Below are 18,913 nucleotides of genomic sequence, written 5' to 3' on the forward strand. Positions count from 1 at the left end.
TATAGATGCTTTTTGACGTAAATACCACTATTTTTGTAACAAAAAACTTCCACCCAGTGGAATTTAATCCTACAAGGTGGAAGTAAGTCTTACAAAGTGGAATTAACTTTTACAAGTGACCATTTTGTTTTAATTTTTCTCAGATCCATCTCTCGTATCTTTTTACGGATCGGAAGTACAAAAGACGGAGACACCGACAGCTCATCAATTCCCATATCAAGGAACGTCTCTGTCAGGCTCATATCTGCTCCGAGCTCGCCACAGATTCCTACCCAGCATCCATGCTGATGTCCATTCTCGATTGTCTGCCGGATCATCCGAAGAACTGCCGGATGATGAGAATCATAGATAGAATCAAGCTTACTGTTCTGCCGGTCGATTGCCAGGGTATACTGTGTCAGATCATTGGTTCCGATGCTGAAGAAATCCACTTCTTCTGCCAGAAGATCACTGATCATGACTGCTGCCGGAGTCTCAATCATTATGCCCTGCTCCACTTCACCATATGCGATGCCCTGCTCGTCCAGCTCTCTTTTTACCTCCGCCACGATCTCTTTGATGCGGCGCACCTCATCCACGGAGATGATCATCGGATACATGATCGCAATATTTCCGTATGCACTTGCACGGAATAATGCGCGCAGCTGCGTCTTGAAGATCTCTGTTCTCTCCAGACAGATACGAATTGCACGAAATCCCATAGCCGGGTTCTCTTCATGTGCAATCTGGAAATAATCCGCCTGTTTGTCAGCGCCGATATCCAGTGTCCGCACAATCACCTTTTTTCCGGCCATATTTTCTGCAACCGTCTTATACGTCTGGAACTGCGTCTCTTCATCCGGATAATCCGATGACTCCAGATACAGGAATTCACTTCGGAACAGACCGATTCCTGCCGCATCATTGGCAAGCACACTGGCGATATCCTTCACACTGCCGATATTGGCATACAGACGGATGGACTTTCCATCCAGCGTGACATCTTCTTTTCCCTTTAATTCTGACAACAGCTCTCTTGCACGGATGTCCTCTTCCTGACGCGCCTTCATCTGACTTAAGATCTCATCCTCCGGATCTACGTACAAGGTTCCGGAATAACCGTCTACCACTGCCAGTCTGCCGTTCCAGGCCTCCCGGATCTGAACACCGATCAGCGCAGGAATATTCATGGTTCTCGCAAGAATCGCCGTATGGGAATTGGCTGATCCGTGCTCGGTAACAAAAGCCAGGAGTTTTTCCTTGTCCATCTGTACCGTCTCACTCGGTGCAAGATCATCCGCCACAATGATTACCGGTTCTTCTCCGATATCACCGCCGTTCTCACGCCCGCTTAAGATATTGACCAGACGTTCGGATATGTCTTTTACATCCGCTGCTCTGGCTCTAAAATAATCATCATCCATATCTGCAAACATCTTTGCAAAGTTGTCTCCTGTTGTGGCAACGGCAAACTCTGCATTGACCTGCTGTGTCTCAATGATGTTGATGATGGAATCCACATAGTCATCATCTTCCAGCATCATAGCATGCACTTCGAAGACAGCTGCATTCATCTCGCCCACTTCTTTTACTGCCTTTTCATACAGCGCATTCAACTGTTCCATTGCTTTCTGTCTTGCAGCCTCATATCTTCCGATCTCCGATGCGGTATCTTCAATCCTTGTCCGCTTTACAGACTGCTCCCCTTTCTGATAGAAAAGGATTCTTCCGATTGCAATGCCTTTGTATATCGATTTTCCAGTATATACTTCCATACCTGTGCTCCAATCTTACAGATTCTCTTTGAAAAATGTCTCCATAGCTGCTGCTGCCACTTCTTCATCAGCACCTTCTACTTCTACTGTCACTTCTTCTCCACATTTTACTCCCAGTCCCATGAGAACCATCAGTTTTCTGGCATCTGCTTTCTTCTCTCCCTTTACGATTGTAATGGAAGATGCATATTTTTTTGCTTCCTTTACAAGCATTCCTGCCGGTCTTGCGTGAATTCCTACTTTGTCTGTGATTACGTAATTAAATGTTTTCATAATATCATTCTCCTTTTTTCTTTTTTAATCTTCTTTTCCGGTATCCAGCTCATCACTTGCCACTCTTTCGATATGCATTGCCAGATACCCGACCTCTACTTCTTCCAGCGCACATCCCAGACTGTGCCCGACCTGTCTGCAGACACTTTCTGCCATCTGATATGCCTCCGGAAATTTGATCTTCATATAATCATTCATATTGACCTTCAGCTTCTCACCGCTCATAGCACGCGCTACCATATATCGGATATGATTCATCAGACGATTATAGGAAAGAGAAGCCACATCGATGGACTTTCCGACGGTCTGCTCCACCAGAGAGATACATTCCCTTACTGCTCTTGCCATCTGCATTGCCTGTGATACCTTCTCATCATCAATTGCAGAATGTATATGAAGCGCAACGTATCCGACCTCGTCATCATCAATCTGGATACCCATCCGTTTCTCCAGAAGCGGCCGGATCTTTTCCGCTGCCTTAAATTCCATATGGAACAGAATCCGGATATCCTCCGTCAGAGGATTGCTGATCTGCTCGTAATTCTTAATTCTCTGTACTGCAAATGCAATATGATCTGCCAGTGGGAACAGTACATTGCGGTCAATCCGGCCAAATATCTTTTCTGCCTCATTTAACACTTCATTCGTGATCTCAAGAAATTCCGGTGCTACCGACTGAACGATCTCTCTGGCGTCACCGCGCTCTGTATATTCCTTCAGTGAATATACCCGGTCTTCCGGTCTGGTCTCAATTCTTTCACTTACCTTTTTACCGAATCCGATTCCTTTTCCCATGATCAGGCATTCCTGATGTTCTCTCTCGCTGATCGCAATGACTGTATTATGATTTAATACTTTTTTTATCCTGTACATCTCATTCCCCACTTACATTTCATTTCTTATCTTCTTATTCGCAGATATCCACTGCAAACAGTGCTTCTCCCGCCTGAATCTCCCCGTCTCTGATCAGACGAATCTTCTGGTTATCCTCAAGCTCCGTACAAAGGATTGGTGATACCAGAGAAGGCGCATGTGCTTTCAGATAATCCAGATCCAGCTTCAGCATCGGATCTCCCTTCTTTACCTTCTGACCATTCTCTACAAACACTTCAAATCCCTCGCCGTCAAGCTTCACCGTATCAATTCCGACATGAATCAGAAGACTGATTCCGGAATCCGTCTGGAAACCAATTGCGTGCCTGGTGTCAAATACAAAGCATACTTCTCCGTCTTCCGGTGCTCTTACGATTGCATCCTCCGGTGTAACGACCGCTCCGTCCCCCATCATGCGCTTTGCAAATGCTTCATCCGGCGCCGTCGAAAGATCTGCCGCCAGTCCTGTGATCGGACTTGAGATCTCAATGGTCTTTACTACCTTCTGTTCTTTTTCTTCCGTTACTGCTTCTTCAACGGCTTCCTGTACCTCTTCTTCCGTATATTCCTCATCCGGCGCTGTCTCCAGATAATCCTCGAGATTGGACTTGATCACCGTTACCCGCGGTCCGTAGATGATCTGAACACCATTTCCTTTGTGTACGACACCGGAAGCGCCTGTAGCCTTCAAAAGTGCATCATTTACCAGTTCTGCCTTGTACACCGTACAGCGAAGTCTGGTTGCACAGCAGTCCACATCAGAGATATTCTTCTTGCCGCCAAGTCCGCGACAGATGCTCTGTGAAAGTTCATCCACAGAAGATCCGCTTCCTGCAGATTCTCCTTTCTTTCTTGCTTCCACGTCGCTTCTTCGATATAACTTCACCTCTTCACTGTCATCTCTTCCCGGAGTCTTCAGATCCATTTTTCGGATCAGGAATCCAAACAGGAAATAATATACGATAAAGTATACAACTCCCACGATGACGATCCAGATCCAGCTGGTCTTTTCATTGCCCTGAAGGACACCAAAGAGGAACATGTCGATCATACCTCCGGAGAATGTCATACCTACACCGACATTAAATACATGCATCAGCATATATGCAAGTCCTGCAAACACACAATGGATTCCATAAAGGAGCGGTGCCACAAACAGGAAGGTAAATTCCAGAGGTTCCGTGATACCGGTCAGCATGGAAGTCAGTGCTGCTGAAAGCAGAAGGCCTCCAACTTCTTTTCTCTTTTCCGGCTTTGCGCATTTGTACATTGCAAGTGCCGCTCCCGGGAGTCCGAAGATCATCAGCGGGAATTTACCGGACATGAATCTCGTTGCAGATACTGCAAAATGTTCTACCGTCGGGTCTGCCAGCTGAGCAAAAAAGATATTCTGAGCTCCTTCCACTGCCTGGCCCGCAACCTCCAGCGTTCCGCCAAGTGCAGTCTGCCAGAACGGGAGATAGAACACATGATGCAGACCGAACGGAATTAACAGACGTTCCATCAATCCGTACAGCCAGGTTCCAAAATATCCGGAATTCAGAACCACATCTCCTACTGCATAGATACCGCCCTGGATCACCGGCCAGATAAAGTACATGGCAATTCCCACTCCTGTATATACCAGAGAGCATATGATCGGCACGAATCTGGTGCCTCCAAAGAAGGACAATACCTGCGGAAGTTCAATCTTATAATATCTGTTGTGAAGAGCCGCAACTCCCAGTCCGACGATGATACCTCCGAACACACCCATCTGAAGAGAAGTAATTCCGCATACGGACGTCGTTGCGCCTTCCAGCATACTCTCCGTTCCTCCTCCGATCTCAATCATGGCTCCGATCGAAGCGTGCATGATAAAGAACGCGATCACGGCTGCAAGCGCTGCAACTTCTTTTTCCTTCTTTGCCATACCGATTGCCACACCCATGGCAAATATCAGTGGCAGATTCGCAAATACAATATTTCCTGCATCTTTCATAACCAGGAAGATGGCGTGAAATACCGTTCCTTCTCCCAGAACCCCCTGCAGTCCGTACGCCGCAAGCATGGTTTCATTACTGAAGGAGCTTCCGACTCCCAGCAACAGCCCGGCTACAGGAAGAATTGCGATCGGCAGCATAAATGATCTTCCCACACGCTGCAATACACCAAAAATTTTGTCTTTCATCTCTTTTCTCCTTTTCCACTTCTGCCGGAACACCTCTGTGTGTCTGCGGATGGGTTCCTTTTTTCTATCATTATAGTACAAAAAAAGGCATTAACACACATAAATATCCCTTGCATTTATGTATAGTTAATGCCTCGTTCTTCAAAACAAGTAACATGCTATCACTAGATATTAACTTATCACCGCACATTTTATTTGTCAAGCAGTTTTCTCTTCCGGAACGCAAAAAAATTAATATCTCGCGCACACTCTTGTCAGATGACGGATCCTGTCAATCAGATCTTCTGTAAAAGCATCCTTCTTCATTCTCCACATCCAGTTACCCCCCAGTGTAGACGGTGTATTGATCCTCGCCTCTTTTCCGAGTCCCAGATAATCCTGTACCGGTATGATACAGGTATCTGCCACACTTCGCATGGCAAGACCGATATAATCCCATGCAATCTCTTCCTCCGGAGTAAAACGATTGCCCAGATATTCCAGCGCCATCTCCTTGTCTTCCGGCGCAAGAACTTCGTACCATCCTCTGACGGTATCGTTATCATGCGTCCCTGTATAGACCACACAATTTCTCTCATAATTATGCGGAAGATAATCGCTGTCTTCCCGGGAATCAAATGCGAACTGAAGAACCTTCATGCCCGGATAACCACTGTCCGCCAGAAGCTTTCTTACACTTTCTGTCAAAAATCCCAGATCTTCCGCAATGATCGGAAGGTCTCCAAGCTCTCTTCGGATCGCATGGAACAGCTCCATGCCCGGTCCCGGCATCCATGCCCCATGCTCCGCCGTCTTATCTCCATACGGAATCGAATAATATTCATCAAAGCCACGGAAGTGATCGATCCGGATCACATCGTAGAGCTTAAAACAACCTGCAATTCTCTGGATCCACCACGCATACCCCGTTTCTTTATGGTATTCCCAGTCATAGAGCGGATTCCCCCAGAGCTGACCGGTTGCGGAAAATCCATCTGGCGGACATCCGGCAACTGCGACCGGCAGATTCTTCTCATCCAGCTGGAACAGCTTTGGATTCGCCCAGGTATCTGCACTGTCAAACGCCACATAGATCGGAATATCACCGATGATCTGAATCCCCTGTTCATTGGCATATGCTTTCAGAGCTGTCCACTGAACCGAAAACAGATACTGCTGATATTCATAGAAAGCAATCTCATCTGCCAGTTCTTCCGTGTACCGCTCCATAGCCTCCGGCTGCCTGAGACGAATATCCTCATCCCAATTGTCCCAGCTCTTTCCTCCAAACCGATTCTTCACTGCCATATAAAGGGCATAATCCCGAAGCCAGAACTTCTCTCTTTCCACAAAGTCTACATACGCAGACTCCTGTAACCCTCCGGACTCTTTCGCCCGATGATAGGCAATTCTTAACACATCAAACCGCGCATGGTACAGCTTTTCGTAGTTGATGGCCGTCTCATCCTCTCCGAAATCAGCCGCATCACACTCTTCTCTGGTGAGCATTCCTTCTTCGATCAAAGTCTCCAGATCGATAAAGTAAGGGTTGCCTGCAAATGTAGAAAAAGACTGGTACGGAGAATCTCCATAACCAGTTGGTCCCAGTGGCAGGATCTGCCACTGGGACTGTCCGGACTTTTTCAGGATATCTGCAAAATGATATGCTTCTTTTGAAAAGCAGCCAATACCATAGGAACCTGGCAATGCCGATATCGGCATCAACATTCCACTTTTTCTCATGTCATCTATCCTCCAAGTATATTTCATATTCCTATTTTAACCCTTAACAGCTCCGGCCGCAACACCTTTGATGATGTGTTTCTGGCAGGACAGATAGAAGATGATAACCGGAATAATCGCAAGGATAAGAGCCGCCATAATTGCACCCATATCCACACGTCCGTAGCTTCCCTTCATGTACTGGATGATGATAGAGATCGTCTTATATTTATTCAGATCCAGTACCAGATATGGAAGCAGGAAGTCATTCCAGATCCACATGGTCTCCAGAATACCAACGGAGATATAAGTCGGTTTCATGATCGGAAGTACTACAGAGAAGAAGGTACGAAGCGGTGTACATCCGTCGATCATGGCAGCTTCCTCAATTTCAAGCGGAATCGATTTGACGAATCCACAGAACATGAAGACCGCAAGTCCGGCTCCGAATCCCAGATAGATGATGATGATTCCCCACGGGGTATTCAGTCTGGTACGGTCCGCAATCAGAGAAAGTGTGAACATCACCATCTGGAACGGAACAACCATGGAAAATACACATAACAGATACATCGTCTTTGTAAATCTGGTATTAACTCTTGTAATATACCATGCGCACATGGAGGTACAGATCAGGATCACCAACACAGATCCGACCGTAATAAATACCGTCCATCCAACTGCACTCAACAGCTGATATTTGTCGATCGCAGCAAGATAGTTATCCATGCCTACGAATGTCTTTTCCGTCGGCAGGGTAAATGGTTCTTTGTTGATAAATACTTTTTTCTTAAAGGAATTGATGAGCACGATCAGGATCGGCAGAATATAGATCACACCAAGAATCGTAAATATACCGGTTCCGGCCCAGCTTAATTTGTTTTTCCACTTCATTTACTGCTGCACCTCCTTTGAACGTGTTGCTCTCAACTGCAGCATACCGATTGCCACTACAAGCAGGAAGAAAAGTACTGCCTTCGCCTGTCCGACACCTTCCCATCCGGTACGTCCATAGAATGTATTGTAGATATTGAGTGCCATCATTTCTGACATCTTCGACGGTTCACCTGCTGTCAGTGACAAGTTCTGGTCAAAGAGCTTGAATCCGTTGGTAATGGACAGGAATACACAGATCGTAATAGACGGCATCATCATCGGAACAGTCACTTTCCACAATCTCTGCCAGCTGGTCGCCCCGTCGATCTGTGCTGCTTCCAGTACATCTCCCGGAATGGACTGAAGACCGGCAATGTAGATGATCATCATATAACCTATCTGCTGCCAGCTTACCAGGATGATCAATCCCCAGAAACCAAGCCACTCATTTAATTTCAGTGCTGTATTATAATTGGACAGGATTCCGTCAAAGATCAGCTGCCAGATATAACCAAGCACGATACCTCCGATCAGGTTTGGCATGAAGAAAATGGTACGGAAGATGTTGGTTCCTCTCATTTTCTGAGTCAGCGCCATGGCAAGCGCAAATGCAAACACATTGATCACTACCAGAGATACAACCGCAAATAAAGCGGTGTACCAGAACGAATGTCTGAAAACCGTATCTTGAAATGCTTTTATGTAATTTGAAAAACCTACAAACTTTGCGTCTGTAACTGTCGTAAACTTACAGAACGAAAGCCAGATTCCCATGATAAACGGGACAATAAAGCCGAGTGTAAACGCACAGAATGTTGGGAGTACGAATATCGGCATATAACGTTTCATGGCCTTTTCCACAAAATCGCCCTCCTTCTCAAAAAGCGGCGGGCGAACAATCTCGCCCGCCGCATCCTTTATGCTTTGCCTTTTGTCAGAACACCTTATCCTCGAACAGATTATTCAGCAGCTGCTGCCTCTGTTGCCCATCCATCTACGAATGCGGATACAACTGCATCCCAGTTTGCATCTGTCTGATCAGCTGCATATGCTGTAAGAGCAGATCCTACACCGTTCTTCCACTCTTCAGACGGCATTGTAGAGAAGTTCCATGATACAGGAGTCTTTCCTTCTTCAAGATATTTGTTTGCTTCATTTACAAGTACGTTGTCAGATTCCAGGTTAGATTTGAATGGAATTACGAATCCCATATCTTTGCACATTGCTTCTACACCTGTCTCAGATGTTACACACCAGTTGATGAAGTCCAGTGTTGCCTGAATATCTTCCTCAGAAGCTTTGGAGTTTACACACCAGTAGTTCTCTGTACCGGTACATACACCCTGATCTTCTTCGCCTTCTACGCCGATGTAGATTGGAAGGATTCCAAGATTCTCGTCGCCAAGATCAGCTACATCGTTATAAGCCCATGTACCATTCTGATAGAAAACTGCTTCCTCTGTTACGAATTCTGCTACAGCATCATCACCTGTCTTTGTGGACAGAAGTTTCGGATCACAGGTAGCATTGTTGATGTACAGATCCCAGATCTGACGATAGTTGTCAAGGTAGGTGCCTTTGATTGCATCTGTGTTGTCAATTCCATCTGCTTTATATTCATAGTAGATCGGAAGGTTTGCAAGATGTGTCTTGAATCTCCAGTCAGAAGATCCGTCCATACCAGCGGATGTGAATGCAGAGAATCCAAGTTCATCTTTACGTGCTGTGATATCTTCTACTACTTTCTTGAAGCTGTCAAAGTTTGTGATATCATCTGCTGTATATCCAGCCTCTTCCAGAAGTGCTTTGTTGTAAATAATTCCGTAGTTTTCGATAACATATGCGATACCAAGTGTCTGATCTCCGTCTTTCAGAGCGAAGCTGTCATCTGTCAGTTCTCCGGCAATATCAGATCCGGACAGATCATAGCAGTAATCTTTCCAGCTTGCAAGACCAACCGGTCCGTTTACCTGGAATAATGTAGGAGCGTCTGTCTTAGCCATCTCTGACTTCAGTGTCTTCTCATACTCTCCGGAAGCTGCTGTAAGAACCGTTACCGGAACTCCTGTCTCATCAGTATATGCTTCAGCCAGAGCCTGCCACTGCTCGTCTGCTTCTGGTTTGAAGTTCAGATAATATACCTTTCCGGAAGCTTCCTTATCCCCTGATCCCTCATCAGAAGATGATGATGAACTTCCGCAGCCTGCCAACATACCAACTGCCATAGCCGCAACAAGTAAAATTGATACAACTTTACGCTTTTTCATAATGTTTACCTCACCTTTCCAAACATTGTTTTCTTTGTTGTGAGTACATCATATCAGTTGTCGCGTAAAAAGCTGTATCAATTAAAAAACCTAAAATACAAAAAAATATACTCTTCTATTGTTCTTCTTCATACTGCCGGATGCTCTCATCCGCTTTCTTTACAAACTCTTCCGGGGACATCTTTCCCTGTGCAAGATCCGGCAGGCATTCTCCCAGCGTCTCTTCCTGCAGAATAGAATTCCATTTCACCTGATAGTTCGGAACAATCTGTGGTTCCTCCGTAAATGCATCAATATAATCCTGCAGCAGCTGACGGTCCGTCTTTCCATCCAGTTTCAGCAGCTTACTCTTTTCTTCCATATTGAAGATCGTCCGGAATTTCAGAAATGCAATCGCACCTTCCTTTATCTCATCACTGTATGTAGCAACTACAGCCCACCCAAATGTCTCAGGAGATGAGATCAGCTTATTCCCCGGAAATGCAGAAAACCTTACATTTTCCACAAACTCTTCCGGAATCTTATCGATCATCCAGTAGCCGTTTGGGATCATCGCAACCTTCCCGGACACGAAATTCGTATAAGCGACATCAAAATCCGTATGCATGGCATCCTCGGTCGTATATGAGAACAACTTCTTTAGCGTATCGGCCAGATGCAGTCCGTTCTCATTCTGATAGCTGTCCGGATATAACTGCTTCATGAACTGAGCTCCTTCTTCGGAATCAGCCAGCTCTGCCGTTGCCAGGAGCATGGGCGCCCAGCCTGTTCCTTCCGTGTGAAGTCCCAGCGGAGTGATCCCCTGCGCCTTCAGTCTGTCACAACACTCCCAGAATTCTTCCCAGGTCTCCGGGAACTCCTCAATTCCCGCCTGTTCGAACAGGCTCTGATTCCAGAAGACGCCGGAGCAGGAAAATGCAGTTGTACTGAGTGGTCCCAGATAGATACTTCCATCCGATTCGGTACATGCCTCCAGAACAGCCGGTTCTACGATCCGGTTCCACTCTGAATCCTCCTGTATATATGGAGCCAGGTCTACCAGCCTCTCTTCTTCGATCATCATCTGATAGAAAGAGGGCAATAGGCGCAAATCCGTGATGACCGCCGGAAGCTCATCCGTCACATTCTGTCGTTTCAGATTCTTGCGGTATTCCTCTTCCGTCTCCATAATCCATTCCACATCAATCTGATATCTGCCCTGGTAGGCTTTATTAAATGCTTCTACCACTTCCTGCTCATTCTTTTTTCCCGTGGTCGGATCTACCGTCAGTATCATGGGAATCCGGATCTCTTCCGACGGACTCTCTGCCTGCTTTTTTTCCCTGCCTGCACAACCCGCAATGCTGATCAGCATTGCGCACAGAATTATGGCTGCAATCGCACGATTATAGTTCATCATTTTCCGTCCCATCCACCGGAAGCTGAATGACACATTCCGTTCCTTCTTTCTGAACTTCATAAGCAAAACCTACATCCTCTCCATATTTCAGCCGAAGCCTGGTAATGATATTCACAACACCATATCCATGCTGTTTATCAGGAAAACATTCTTTCATCTCCGTCACAGGCAGTGTACCAAGCGCATTGATCTTTTCTGCCGTCTCTGCTTCCATCGGTGTCCCGTTATTATAGACTGCCAGAATCAGCTTTCCGTCGACCTCCTTTACGCGGATCCGTATCAGACCACCTTCATAGATATCACAAAAGCCATACTTGATCGCATTTTCCACCAGTGGCTGCAGAACCAGCTTCAGTACCCACCGGTTCTTTGCGTCTACCTGACAGTCGATCTCATAACGGAAGAGATTCTCGTTGCGGATCTGCTGGATCTCCATGTAACTCTTCACATTCTCCAGCTCATCTTCCACTGTTACCATATCTCTGCCTTTACTCAGAGACAATCGGAGATATCGGGAAAGTGCCTGTATCATCTTCATGGTCGTCTCCTCCCCGTTGATCCTTGCCAGCATATAGATCGTATCCAGTGTATTATACAAAAAGTGTGGATTGATCTGGCTGATCAACATATTCAGTTCACTGGTTCGAAGCTCTTTCTCCTGGCTCTTGATCTCCAGAAGCAGCTGTTCGATATTCTCCAGCATCTTATTATATGATTCTCCGATGTTATCCAGCTCCGTATTCGTATGAATATCCACCGTCCTGGTAAAATCCTGTCCGTCAAACTCAGTCATTGCATCACTGATCTTCTTGATCGGTCTTGTAAAGACACGTGACGCATAGATACTAATCACAAAAGCCGCTGCCATGACCAGCAGATAGATTCCAATCAATACCATCAGAATCTGATTCATACCCTGATTCAGAACTTTGTTCGGCACCAGTGTATAGATCAGCATTCCGTTTTTTTCTTGCCGGTATACCGAAAGGATTCCTCCCTTCACATGTTCTCCGTTGACAATCACACTTGACGCATCACTTCCGGCCAGTTCCCTGATCCGCTCTTTATCAGTTTTTTCCATCTCAAATCCGTCCGGACTCCATTCCATACAGATCCGTCCGTCAGTATCTACGATTCCGACCGCTACTTCATCCGTCAGTTTGTCATTTTCCGTTACCACTTCTGACAAAAACTCATCATTCATCTTCAGGAACAGCATTCCCGGATCATGTGCATAATCCATGCTCCTGACATATCTTCCGATGAACAGCGCATATTCCCCGTCTCCGAACAGCTCGTCTTTGGCCCAGAACCACTTTGTCCTGGAATACTCCTCTCCCAGCTCGTCTGCAAATCCGCTTTTTTCGAAATCTTCATATGAGATCTTGGAGTAGGATTTTGTATAGACATTTTCTTTGTTATCCACATAACAGTATTCTGCCACATGATCCAGATCAATATAGGCAAAATACTTGCTCAGAGCATTCTTTTCCACCTCTTCCAGGCCCTTGGTCTTCAGGCTCTTCTGTACATTATCGTTGACGATACAGTCCGCAGTGACTTCATCACTCTTCTGATAAAGATTATCCATGGCCATGCCCATCTTTTCATTCATGAATTCATATTTATCTACAATGACTGAAGTCATGTTCTTTCGCATATAGAACCAGACTCCGATACTGGACAAGAATAACGCCAGTATCAGGAGCGAAATCATATATTTCAGATATTTTCTCTGTATTCCCGAAGATTTCTTTTGCTCTGTCATGCTTTATATTCCCTTTTATATTCACTCGGCAGTTTTCCGGTATATTGTTTAAACAAATGCGAGAAATACGATGGATTGCTGATTCCAACCTGTTCACAGATCGTTCCGATACTGTGATCCCCATTCTCCAGAAGTTCTTTCGCCTTTTCCATTCTCCGCTGCAGCAGATATTTTTTAAATGTCATCTGAAATGTATTCTTGAACACCCGTCCGAAATACACCGGATTGAGGTACACCTGTGTTGCCACCTGTACAATGGACAGTTCCTCATCATTCAGATTCTCTTCGATATAGGCGATTGCTTCAGACATATATTCCTTAAAATACCTGGTCTCATCCTTCCCGGCAGTTTCTCTTCGAACTTCGATCGCTTTTCCGAGGATCTTGTAGCAGACATCCACGGAACGGGCCGCATTCAGGTTCTTCAGATTGGAATAATAATTCTGAAACTGCCCCTTTAATTCCTCGTTCAGTCCATAGGAATCCTTCAGCATGAATTCCGCCTTCAGCATGACCTTATGCATGTACTGGCACTGAAGTTCTTCCTCATTGGGCAGACTGTAGATAAAATTCACAAATGCATCCTTCAGTTCCTGTTCACTGTTTTTCCGGACAGCGTTGACGATCATATTCTCCGCATCCGCCGGATAAGACTTCTCTACTTTTTCTTCCATCTCCTCCGGTATGGTAAATGCACTTGCTCCGGAGATACTGGCAAGTCCGAACAGCTTCTGTGCCTCTTCACAGCTTCTCTTGATTCCCCGGATTCCCTTATACGGCTTGGAGATTGCCGCCACGATCGGGCTTCTTTCTTCCTTTTTAATATGCTCCAGCATCTGCTTCAGTTCACGAACCGACGCATTCTCCTGTGTTTTAATGATAAATGCACAGGTTCCCTCTTCATTTTCAAATTTCCAGTAGAAAAACCGATCTCCGATCATTCCTTCCAGCTGCTGGATCATGGCATATCTGGATGCCTCATACTCCAGCGCGTTGGTGATCTTGTATGCAAGATCAATATCCACGCACACCGTAATAAACCGGTCTCCCTCACGAATCACATCCTGAAGCGTCGCAAACACTTCTTCCACCTTTTCCTGAGGGATCCGGTTCTGTATATACTTCTGCACAACTACCTGCAGGAAGCTGTCTGAATCTTCCTTCAGAAGGCGCTCCCAGCTGTTGTATTTTTCCTGATTTCTTCGCTGCTCCATACAGGTATTCCAGGCATTCTGCATGGTTTCCTGAAGCTTCTCATCCTCGATCGGCTTCAGAAGATACGCAAATGCACCCAGCTCGCATGCCTGCTGTGCATATTCAAAATCCCGGTAAGCGCTCAGCACAATAAACAGACAGTCGATCTCTTCCTTCTGAATCGTTTCCATGACCATCAGACCGGTAATCTGTTTCATTCTGATATCCGTCAGTACCACATCCGGCCTCTTTTCCCGGATCACATGAATTGCCTGCTCTCCGCTCTGTGCAGTCCCGACCACTTCGAATCCCATGCTCTTCCAGTCATACGTTTTCAATAATCCCTGCAGAAGGATAGACTCATCATCTACAATAACAAGCTTCAATAATTCCATAACTCTCCCCACTATTCAGATGAATGCCGGCTCCTCCGGCATCCGTACCGTCAATAGATTACATCTCCATTGTATTTCCTGTCAGAGAATTATTTTTATCAAAAATCATACCTGTTATACAAAAAAACATACCTTTCAGTGTCAAAAAACATACTTTTCCATCTGTCAGTACATTAATCCAGAAGTTCTCTGATCATCTCTGCATTGAAAGCAACCCTGTCCACATGGTTGACCTCAATCTGGTACAGTGCATTCGCGGCAATGTGTTCCGCAGCCTGCTCCAGATCACGGATTCCGCTGGTGTCTTCATGCATCCGGATCACCTCATCCAGACCATCATCCGTAAGAACACACTCATCCTCCCGCATGCCGATTCTTTTCAGAACCTTCGGAAGTGCATACTGTGAGAATATGACCTTCTTTTCTTCCGGTGTATAGTCAGGAATCTCAATCACCGCAAACCGGGACATAAGAGGTGCGCTGATCTGATCTTTCTCATTCGCAGTTGCAATTGGATAGACTCCTACCGTCGGAATCATACATTCGATATAGTTATCGGTAAATCCAAGATTATCAAGCAGAGTCAGAAGGACATCGGCCGGATTGCCGTTGCCTTTTCCTGCTGCCGCCTTATCCAGCTCATTGATAATGAAGACCAGATTCGATTCTCCTGCCATGGCAAATGCGTCCATAATAATTCCCGGCTTGGCATTGGCATAGACACGGGAGCTTCCGGTAAGCTGCTCCGGATCGTTAATCGAACTCATATCCAGTGTCGTCCACGGCAATTTCAGGATTCGTGCCACTGCATAGGCAATCTGTGACTTTCCGGTTCCGGCAGGTCCGATCAGCAATAGACCATACGCCGGCAGGGTATGGGTACGATTGATCTGAATGATAGTCTCGATGATTCTTTGCTTTACCCGTTCCATACCATACAGTGTCTCGTCCAGAATGCGTCGTGCTTCCTCCGGATCGATTGCCTCAAAATAATGATTCTTCCACTGAATATTCATCATCATGGAAAGTGCCCTCTGTGCATGGCGGCGTTCTTCCGGGGACACCTCATTGGAGCGGGCCACAGCCAGGTTCCGTCTTGCCCAGAGTCGAATATTATCCGGAAGCGTTCTTCCGGCACAGTTCATAAAGTCAGTAATACTCTGAATGCTGGTAAGTTTCATGCTGTCTCCGGTCTCTTCCGTATCTTCATCTGCGATCTCCTCTGTCGGCGCATTGCTCGACAGCAGACGGTCGATCATAAACTGCAGAAATCCGTCTTCCGCAGATAGCTTCTCACCTCCTCCAAAAGCCATCTCGCGAATCTTATATACCGCATAGCCATCCTCACGTTCAGCACCTGAGAGTCGTACATTGATGTGATTTTCCCCGAGCCATTTCAACAGACTGACAAAACGGGCGTCCAGCTGCAGAATGTCTGCACTGACCATTCCGCTTTCCTCTTTGAATTCAAATGCCGTTCTCTTCACCGGATTGGTAAACATGCCACAGGAATGATGCTCAAAATTCTTTCCTTTGCTGTCCAGAACAAGAATCGGCTTCTCCGGAGAAGTCTCTGATTCGTCTGTATAAAAAATGTGATATGTACATACAGGCGCCTGCTTATCTTCCGGCGCACTGTTAAAATCAAACACTGTCATAATCATTCCTCCTTCGGCTATTGAATGGAAATCACCGTATAATCCTGGTCTTCTACGACCTTCTTCAGAACCTCATCTGCAACTTCCGTATTCAATGTAAGTTCCGCGGTTCCTGCCTCATGGCTTACGATTGCTTCTTCCACTTCCGGAAGTGCCTCGAGGCATTTCTTCACTCTTGCTTCACAGTGTACACACATCATACCCTCAATCTTCATCGTCTTCTTCATCTCTTTATTCTCCTTTTCCTTCTTAAGTTTTCTTTTTCTATCTCTGGCCGTATCATAGATATTGCACAGATTCAGCCGAAGTGCATTCGTAACCACACAAAAGCTGGACAGGCTCATTGCCGCAGCACCAAACATCGGATTTAATTTCCATCCAAGTAAAGGATACCACACTCCGGCCGCTAATGGAATTCCTATTATATTATAGAAGAACGCCCAAAACAGATTTTCATGAATATTACGGAGTGTTGCCCTGCTCAGCCGGACAGCCGCCGGGACATCACTGAGTCTGCTCTTCATCAGCACAACATCGGCAGCATCAATGGCAATGTCCGTTCCTGCTCCGATCGCGATTCCGATATCCGCTCTGGTAAGTGCCGGCGCATCATTGATTCCGTCTCCGACCATCGCAACTTTCCCCTGCTTTTTCAGTGTCCGGATGACTTTTTCTTTCCCATCAGGAAGTACACCTGCAATGACTTCATCAACACCGGCCTGCCGTCCGATTGCGCCTGCCGTTCTCTCATTGTCTCCGGTCAGCATAATGACACGGATTCCCATATTCCGGAGTTCCTTTACAGCCTTTGGACTGTCTTCTTTTATGACATCAGCTACCGCTATGACACCCATCAGTTTTCCGGAACAGCTGAAGTAGAGCGGCGTCTTTCCCTCCTCTGCCAGACGGTCCGCCGCCTGCTGAATGGAGACCGGTATCTCCGCCTGCTCCCGGATCAGTGCCGGATTGCCGCCGTACAGTGTCTGCGTTCCAAGCTTTGCTGTCAGTCCATTGCCCGGAAGCGCTGTAAATTCTGTCACTTCATCGGACGGAATCTGAAGTTCATCCGCTTTTTTCCGGATTGCACCCGCCAGCGGATGCTCACTCTTTTTCTCCAGCGCATACGCCATTCGAAGCAGTTCTTCTTCTGAGACCCCTTCTGACGGGATCAGATCCGTCACCACCGGTTCTCCGCTGGTGATCGTACCCGTCTTATCCAGTGCCACAATCTGTATCTTTCCCGTCTCTTCCAGGGATACGGCTGTCTTGAACATGATTCCGTGCTTTGCACCCATGCCATTGCCCACCATGATTGCCACAGGAGTTGCAAGTCCCAGTGCACACGGGCAGCTGATCACCAGCACAGAGACTCCTCTTGCCAGAGCAAATCCGATACTTTGTCCGGCAAGAAGCCACACCACGATCGTAACTGCCGCAATCGAGATTACGAGCGGAACAAAGATACCGGATACCCTGTCTGCAATCTTTGCGATCGGTGCTTTGGTAGCGGCTGCATCACTGACCATCTGAATGATCTGCGATAAAGTCGTATCTTCTCCGACCCTTGCAGCCCTGCATTTGATATAGCCTGACTGATTCAATGTCGCTGCCGAAACAAAATCTCCAGGTTCTTTGTCTACCGGAATACTCTCTCCGGTCAGTGCCGCCTCATTTACCGCACTGCTTCCTTCCACAACTTCTGCATCTACCGGTATATTCTCTCCCGGCCGCACCACAAAGATATCTCCCTTTTTCACCTGTTCCGCAGGAATCACTTTTTCTTCTCCATCTTTTATGACAGTTGCAATCTTCGGCGCAAGCTTCATCAGACTCTTCAGGGCATCCGTCGTCTTTCCCTTTGATCTGGCCTCCAGCATCTTACCAACCGTGATCAGCGCAAGAATCATAGCCGCTGATTCAAAGTAAAATTCATGCATATACGCCATGACACCTGCCATATCTCCCCTTACCTGAGCGTCCGTCATCGCAAACAGCGCATACGTGCTGTACACAAAGGATGCGCCCGACCCAAGAGCCACCAGTGTATCCATATTCGGAGCCCGGTGAATCAGTCCTTTGAATCCACTGATAAAAAACTTCTGGTTAATGATCATGATGATCGCTGCCAGAATCATCTGGGTCAGCCCCATCGCCACATGATTGCCGTCAAGTACCGACGGCAGAGGCCAGCCCCACATCATATGTCCCATGGAACTATACATGAGCACAATCAGAAATCCAAGTGATGCGACCAGACGCCTTTTCAGCGCCGGCGTCTCCCTGTCTCTTAACATCTCTTCCGCTGCCGTTGAATTTCCACCGGTTCCGGCCCTGTCCGCAGTACCGGAAGTACCTTTTTTTGTCGCACCATATCCGGCTGCCTCCACGGCAGCAATAATCTCCTGTTCGGATGCCGTACCTTCGACTCCCATGGAATTCGTAAGCAGGCTCACGGAACAGGAGTGAACTCCGGGGACCTTCGAAACTGCCTTTTCCACCCGCGCACTGCAGGCCGCACAGCTCATCCCCGTTACGATATATTGTTCCATCCTATTTTCCTTTCTTTCCATTCTTTTTATATGTGT

General features: G+C 46.6%; 13 protein-coding genes. All 13 read right to left on the bottom strand.

The window, feature by feature from the left end:
• Positions 1-89 precede the first annotated feature (89 nt).
• The 13 genes from ptsP to ABE547_RS06685 all read right to left on the bottom strand — a co-directional run bounded on the left by ptsP (position 90) and on the right by ABE547_RS06685 (position 18,877).
• Positions 90-1,754: a phosphoenolpyruvate--protein phosphotransferase gene (ptsP, locus tag ABE547_RS06625; protein WP_347378029.1), complete on the bottom strand. Its 1,665-nt coding sequence runs from the start codon at positions 1,752-1,754 to the stop codon at positions 90-92.
• Between the two features lie 15 nt (positions 1,755-1,769).
• Positions 1,770-2,027 (bottom strand): HPr family phosphocarrier protein, encoded by a 258-nt coding sequence (locus ABE547_RS06630; protein ID WP_347378030.1) that lies wholly within the window; start codon positions 2,025-2,027, stop codon positions 1,770-1,772.
• 24 nt (positions 2,028-2,051) lie between these two features.
• Positions 2,052-2,900: a PRD domain-containing protein gene (locus tag ABE547_RS06635; RefSeq protein WP_347378031.1), complete on the bottom strand. Its 849-nt coding sequence runs from the start codon at positions 2,898-2,900 to the stop codon at positions 2,052-2,054.
• Positions 2,901-2,934: 34 nt separating this feature from the next.
• Positions 2,935-5,070 (bottom strand): glucose PTS transporter subunit IIA, encoded by a 2,136-nt coding sequence (locus ABE547_RS06640; RefSeq protein WP_347378032.1) that lies wholly within the window; start codon positions 5,068-5,070, stop codon positions 2,935-2,937.
• A gap of 231 nt (positions 5,071-5,301) precedes the next feature.
• Complete coding sequence (malQ, locus tag ABE547_RS06645; RefSeq protein ID WP_347378033.1) at positions 5,302-6,792, bottom strand: 4-alpha-glucanotransferase; 1,491 nt, start codon at positions 6,790-6,792, stop codon at positions 5,302-5,304.
• Positions 6,793-6,828: 36 nt separating this feature from the next.
• Positions 6,829-7,665: a carbohydrate ABC transporter permease gene (locus tag ABE547_RS06650; RefSeq protein ID WP_347378034.1), complete on the bottom strand. Its 837-nt coding sequence runs from the start codon at positions 7,663-7,665 to the stop codon at positions 6,829-6,831.
• Positions 7,666-8,508, bottom strand: coding sequence for a sugar ABC transporter permease (locus ABE547_RS06655; protein ID WP_347378035.1), 843 nt, complete (start codon positions 8,506-8,508; stop codon positions 7,666-7,668).
• A gap of 98 nt (positions 8,509-8,606) precedes the next feature.
• Entirely contained in the window at positions 8,607-9,914 is a 1,308-nt protein-coding gene (locus ABE547_RS06660; RefSeq protein WP_347378036.1) for an ABC transporter substrate-binding protein, read from the bottom strand.
• A 115-nt stretch (positions 9,915-10,029) separates the two neighbouring features.
• A complete protein-coding gene (locus tag ABE547_RS06665; RefSeq protein ID WP_347378037.1) occupies positions 10,030-11,313 on the bottom strand; it encodes an ABC transporter substrate-binding protein in 1,284 nt (427 codons plus the stop codon).
• Entirely contained in the window at positions 11,300-13,081 is a 1,782-nt protein-coding gene (locus tag ABE547_RS06670) for a histidine kinase (protein WP_347378038.1), read from the bottom strand. The genes ABE547_RS06665 and ABE547_RS06670 overlap by 14 nt, the downstream gene beginning before the upstream one ends.
• Positions 13,078-14,670 (bottom strand): response regulator, encoded by a 1,593-nt coding sequence (locus tag ABE547_RS06675; RefSeq protein ID WP_347378039.1) that lies wholly within the window; start codon positions 14,668-14,670, stop codon positions 13,078-13,080. Before ABE547_RS06675 ends, ABE547_RS06670 begins: the two co-directional genes overlap by 4 nt.
• 173 nt (positions 14,671-14,843) lie before the next feature.
• Complete coding sequence (locus tag ABE547_RS06680) at positions 14,844-16,328, bottom strand: AAA family ATPase (protein WP_347378040.1); 1,485 nt, start codon at positions 16,326-16,328, stop codon at positions 14,844-14,846.
• A 17-nt stretch (positions 16,329-16,345) separates the two neighbouring features.
• Complete coding sequence (locus ABE547_RS06685) at positions 16,346-18,877, bottom strand: heavy metal translocating P-type ATPase (protein ID WP_347378041.1); 2,532 nt, start codon at positions 18,875-18,877, stop codon at positions 16,346-16,348.
• Positions 18,878-18,913: the final 36 nt, after the last annotated feature.

It is taken from the genome of Dorea sp. YH-dor226 (genome assembly GCF_039832105.1).
In the GTDB taxonomy this organism is placed as follows: domain Bacteria; phylum Bacillota; class Clostridia; order Lachnospirales; family Lachnospiraceae; genus Dorea_A.

What these genes read in the sequence shown, in the direction of transcription:
- malQ (WP_347378033.1), bottom strand. Translation starts at nt 6,792, where the DNA reads ATGAGAAAAAGTGGAATGTTGATGCCGATATCGGCATTGCCAGGTTCC.
- ABE547_RS06650 (WP_347378034.1), bottom strand. Translation starts at nt 7,665, where the DNA reads ATGAAGTGGAAAAACAAATTAAGCTGGGCCGGAACCGGTATATTTACG.
- ABE547_RS06635 (WP_347378031.1), bottom strand. Translation starts at nt 2,900, where the DNA reads ATGTACAGGATAAAAAAAGTATTAAATCATAATACAGTCATTGCGATC.
- ABE547_RS06685 (WP_347378041.1), bottom strand. Translation starts at nt 18,877, where the DNA reads ATGGAACAATATATCGTAACGGGGATGAGCTGTGCGGCCTGCAGTGCG.
- ABE547_RS06630 (WP_347378030.1), bottom strand. Translation starts at nt 2,027, where the DNA reads ATGAAAACATTTAATTACGTAATCACAGACAAAGTAGGAATTCACGCA.
- ABE547_RS06640 (WP_347378032.1), bottom strand. Translation starts at nt 5,070, where the DNA reads ATGAAAGACAAAATTTTTGGTGTATTGCAGCGTGTGGGAAGATCATTT.
- ABE547_RS06680 (WP_347378040.1), bottom strand. Translation starts at nt 16,328, where the DNA reads ATGACAGTGTTTGATTTTAACAGTGCGCCGGAAGATAAGCAGGCGCCT.
- ABE547_RS06665 (WP_347378037.1), bottom strand. Translation starts at nt 11,313, where the DNA reads ATGATGAACTATAATCGTGCGATTGCAGCCATAATTCTGTGCGCAATG.
- ABE547_RS06660 (WP_347378036.1), bottom strand. Translation starts at nt 9,914, where the DNA reads ATGAAAAAGCGTAAAGTTGTATCAATTTTACTTGTTGCGGCTATGGCA.
- ABE547_RS06670 (WP_347378038.1), bottom strand. Translation starts at nt 13,081, where the DNA reads ATGACAGAGCAAAAGAAATCTTCGGGAATACAGAGAAAATATCTGAAA.
- ABE547_RS06675 (WP_347378039.1), bottom strand. Translation starts at nt 14,670, where the DNA reads ATGGAATTATTGAAGCTTGTTATTGTAGATGATGAGTCTATCCTTCTG.
- ptsP (WP_347378029.1), bottom strand. Translation starts at nt 1,754, where the DNA reads ATGGAAGTATATACTGGAAAATCGATATACAAAGGCATTGCAATCGGA.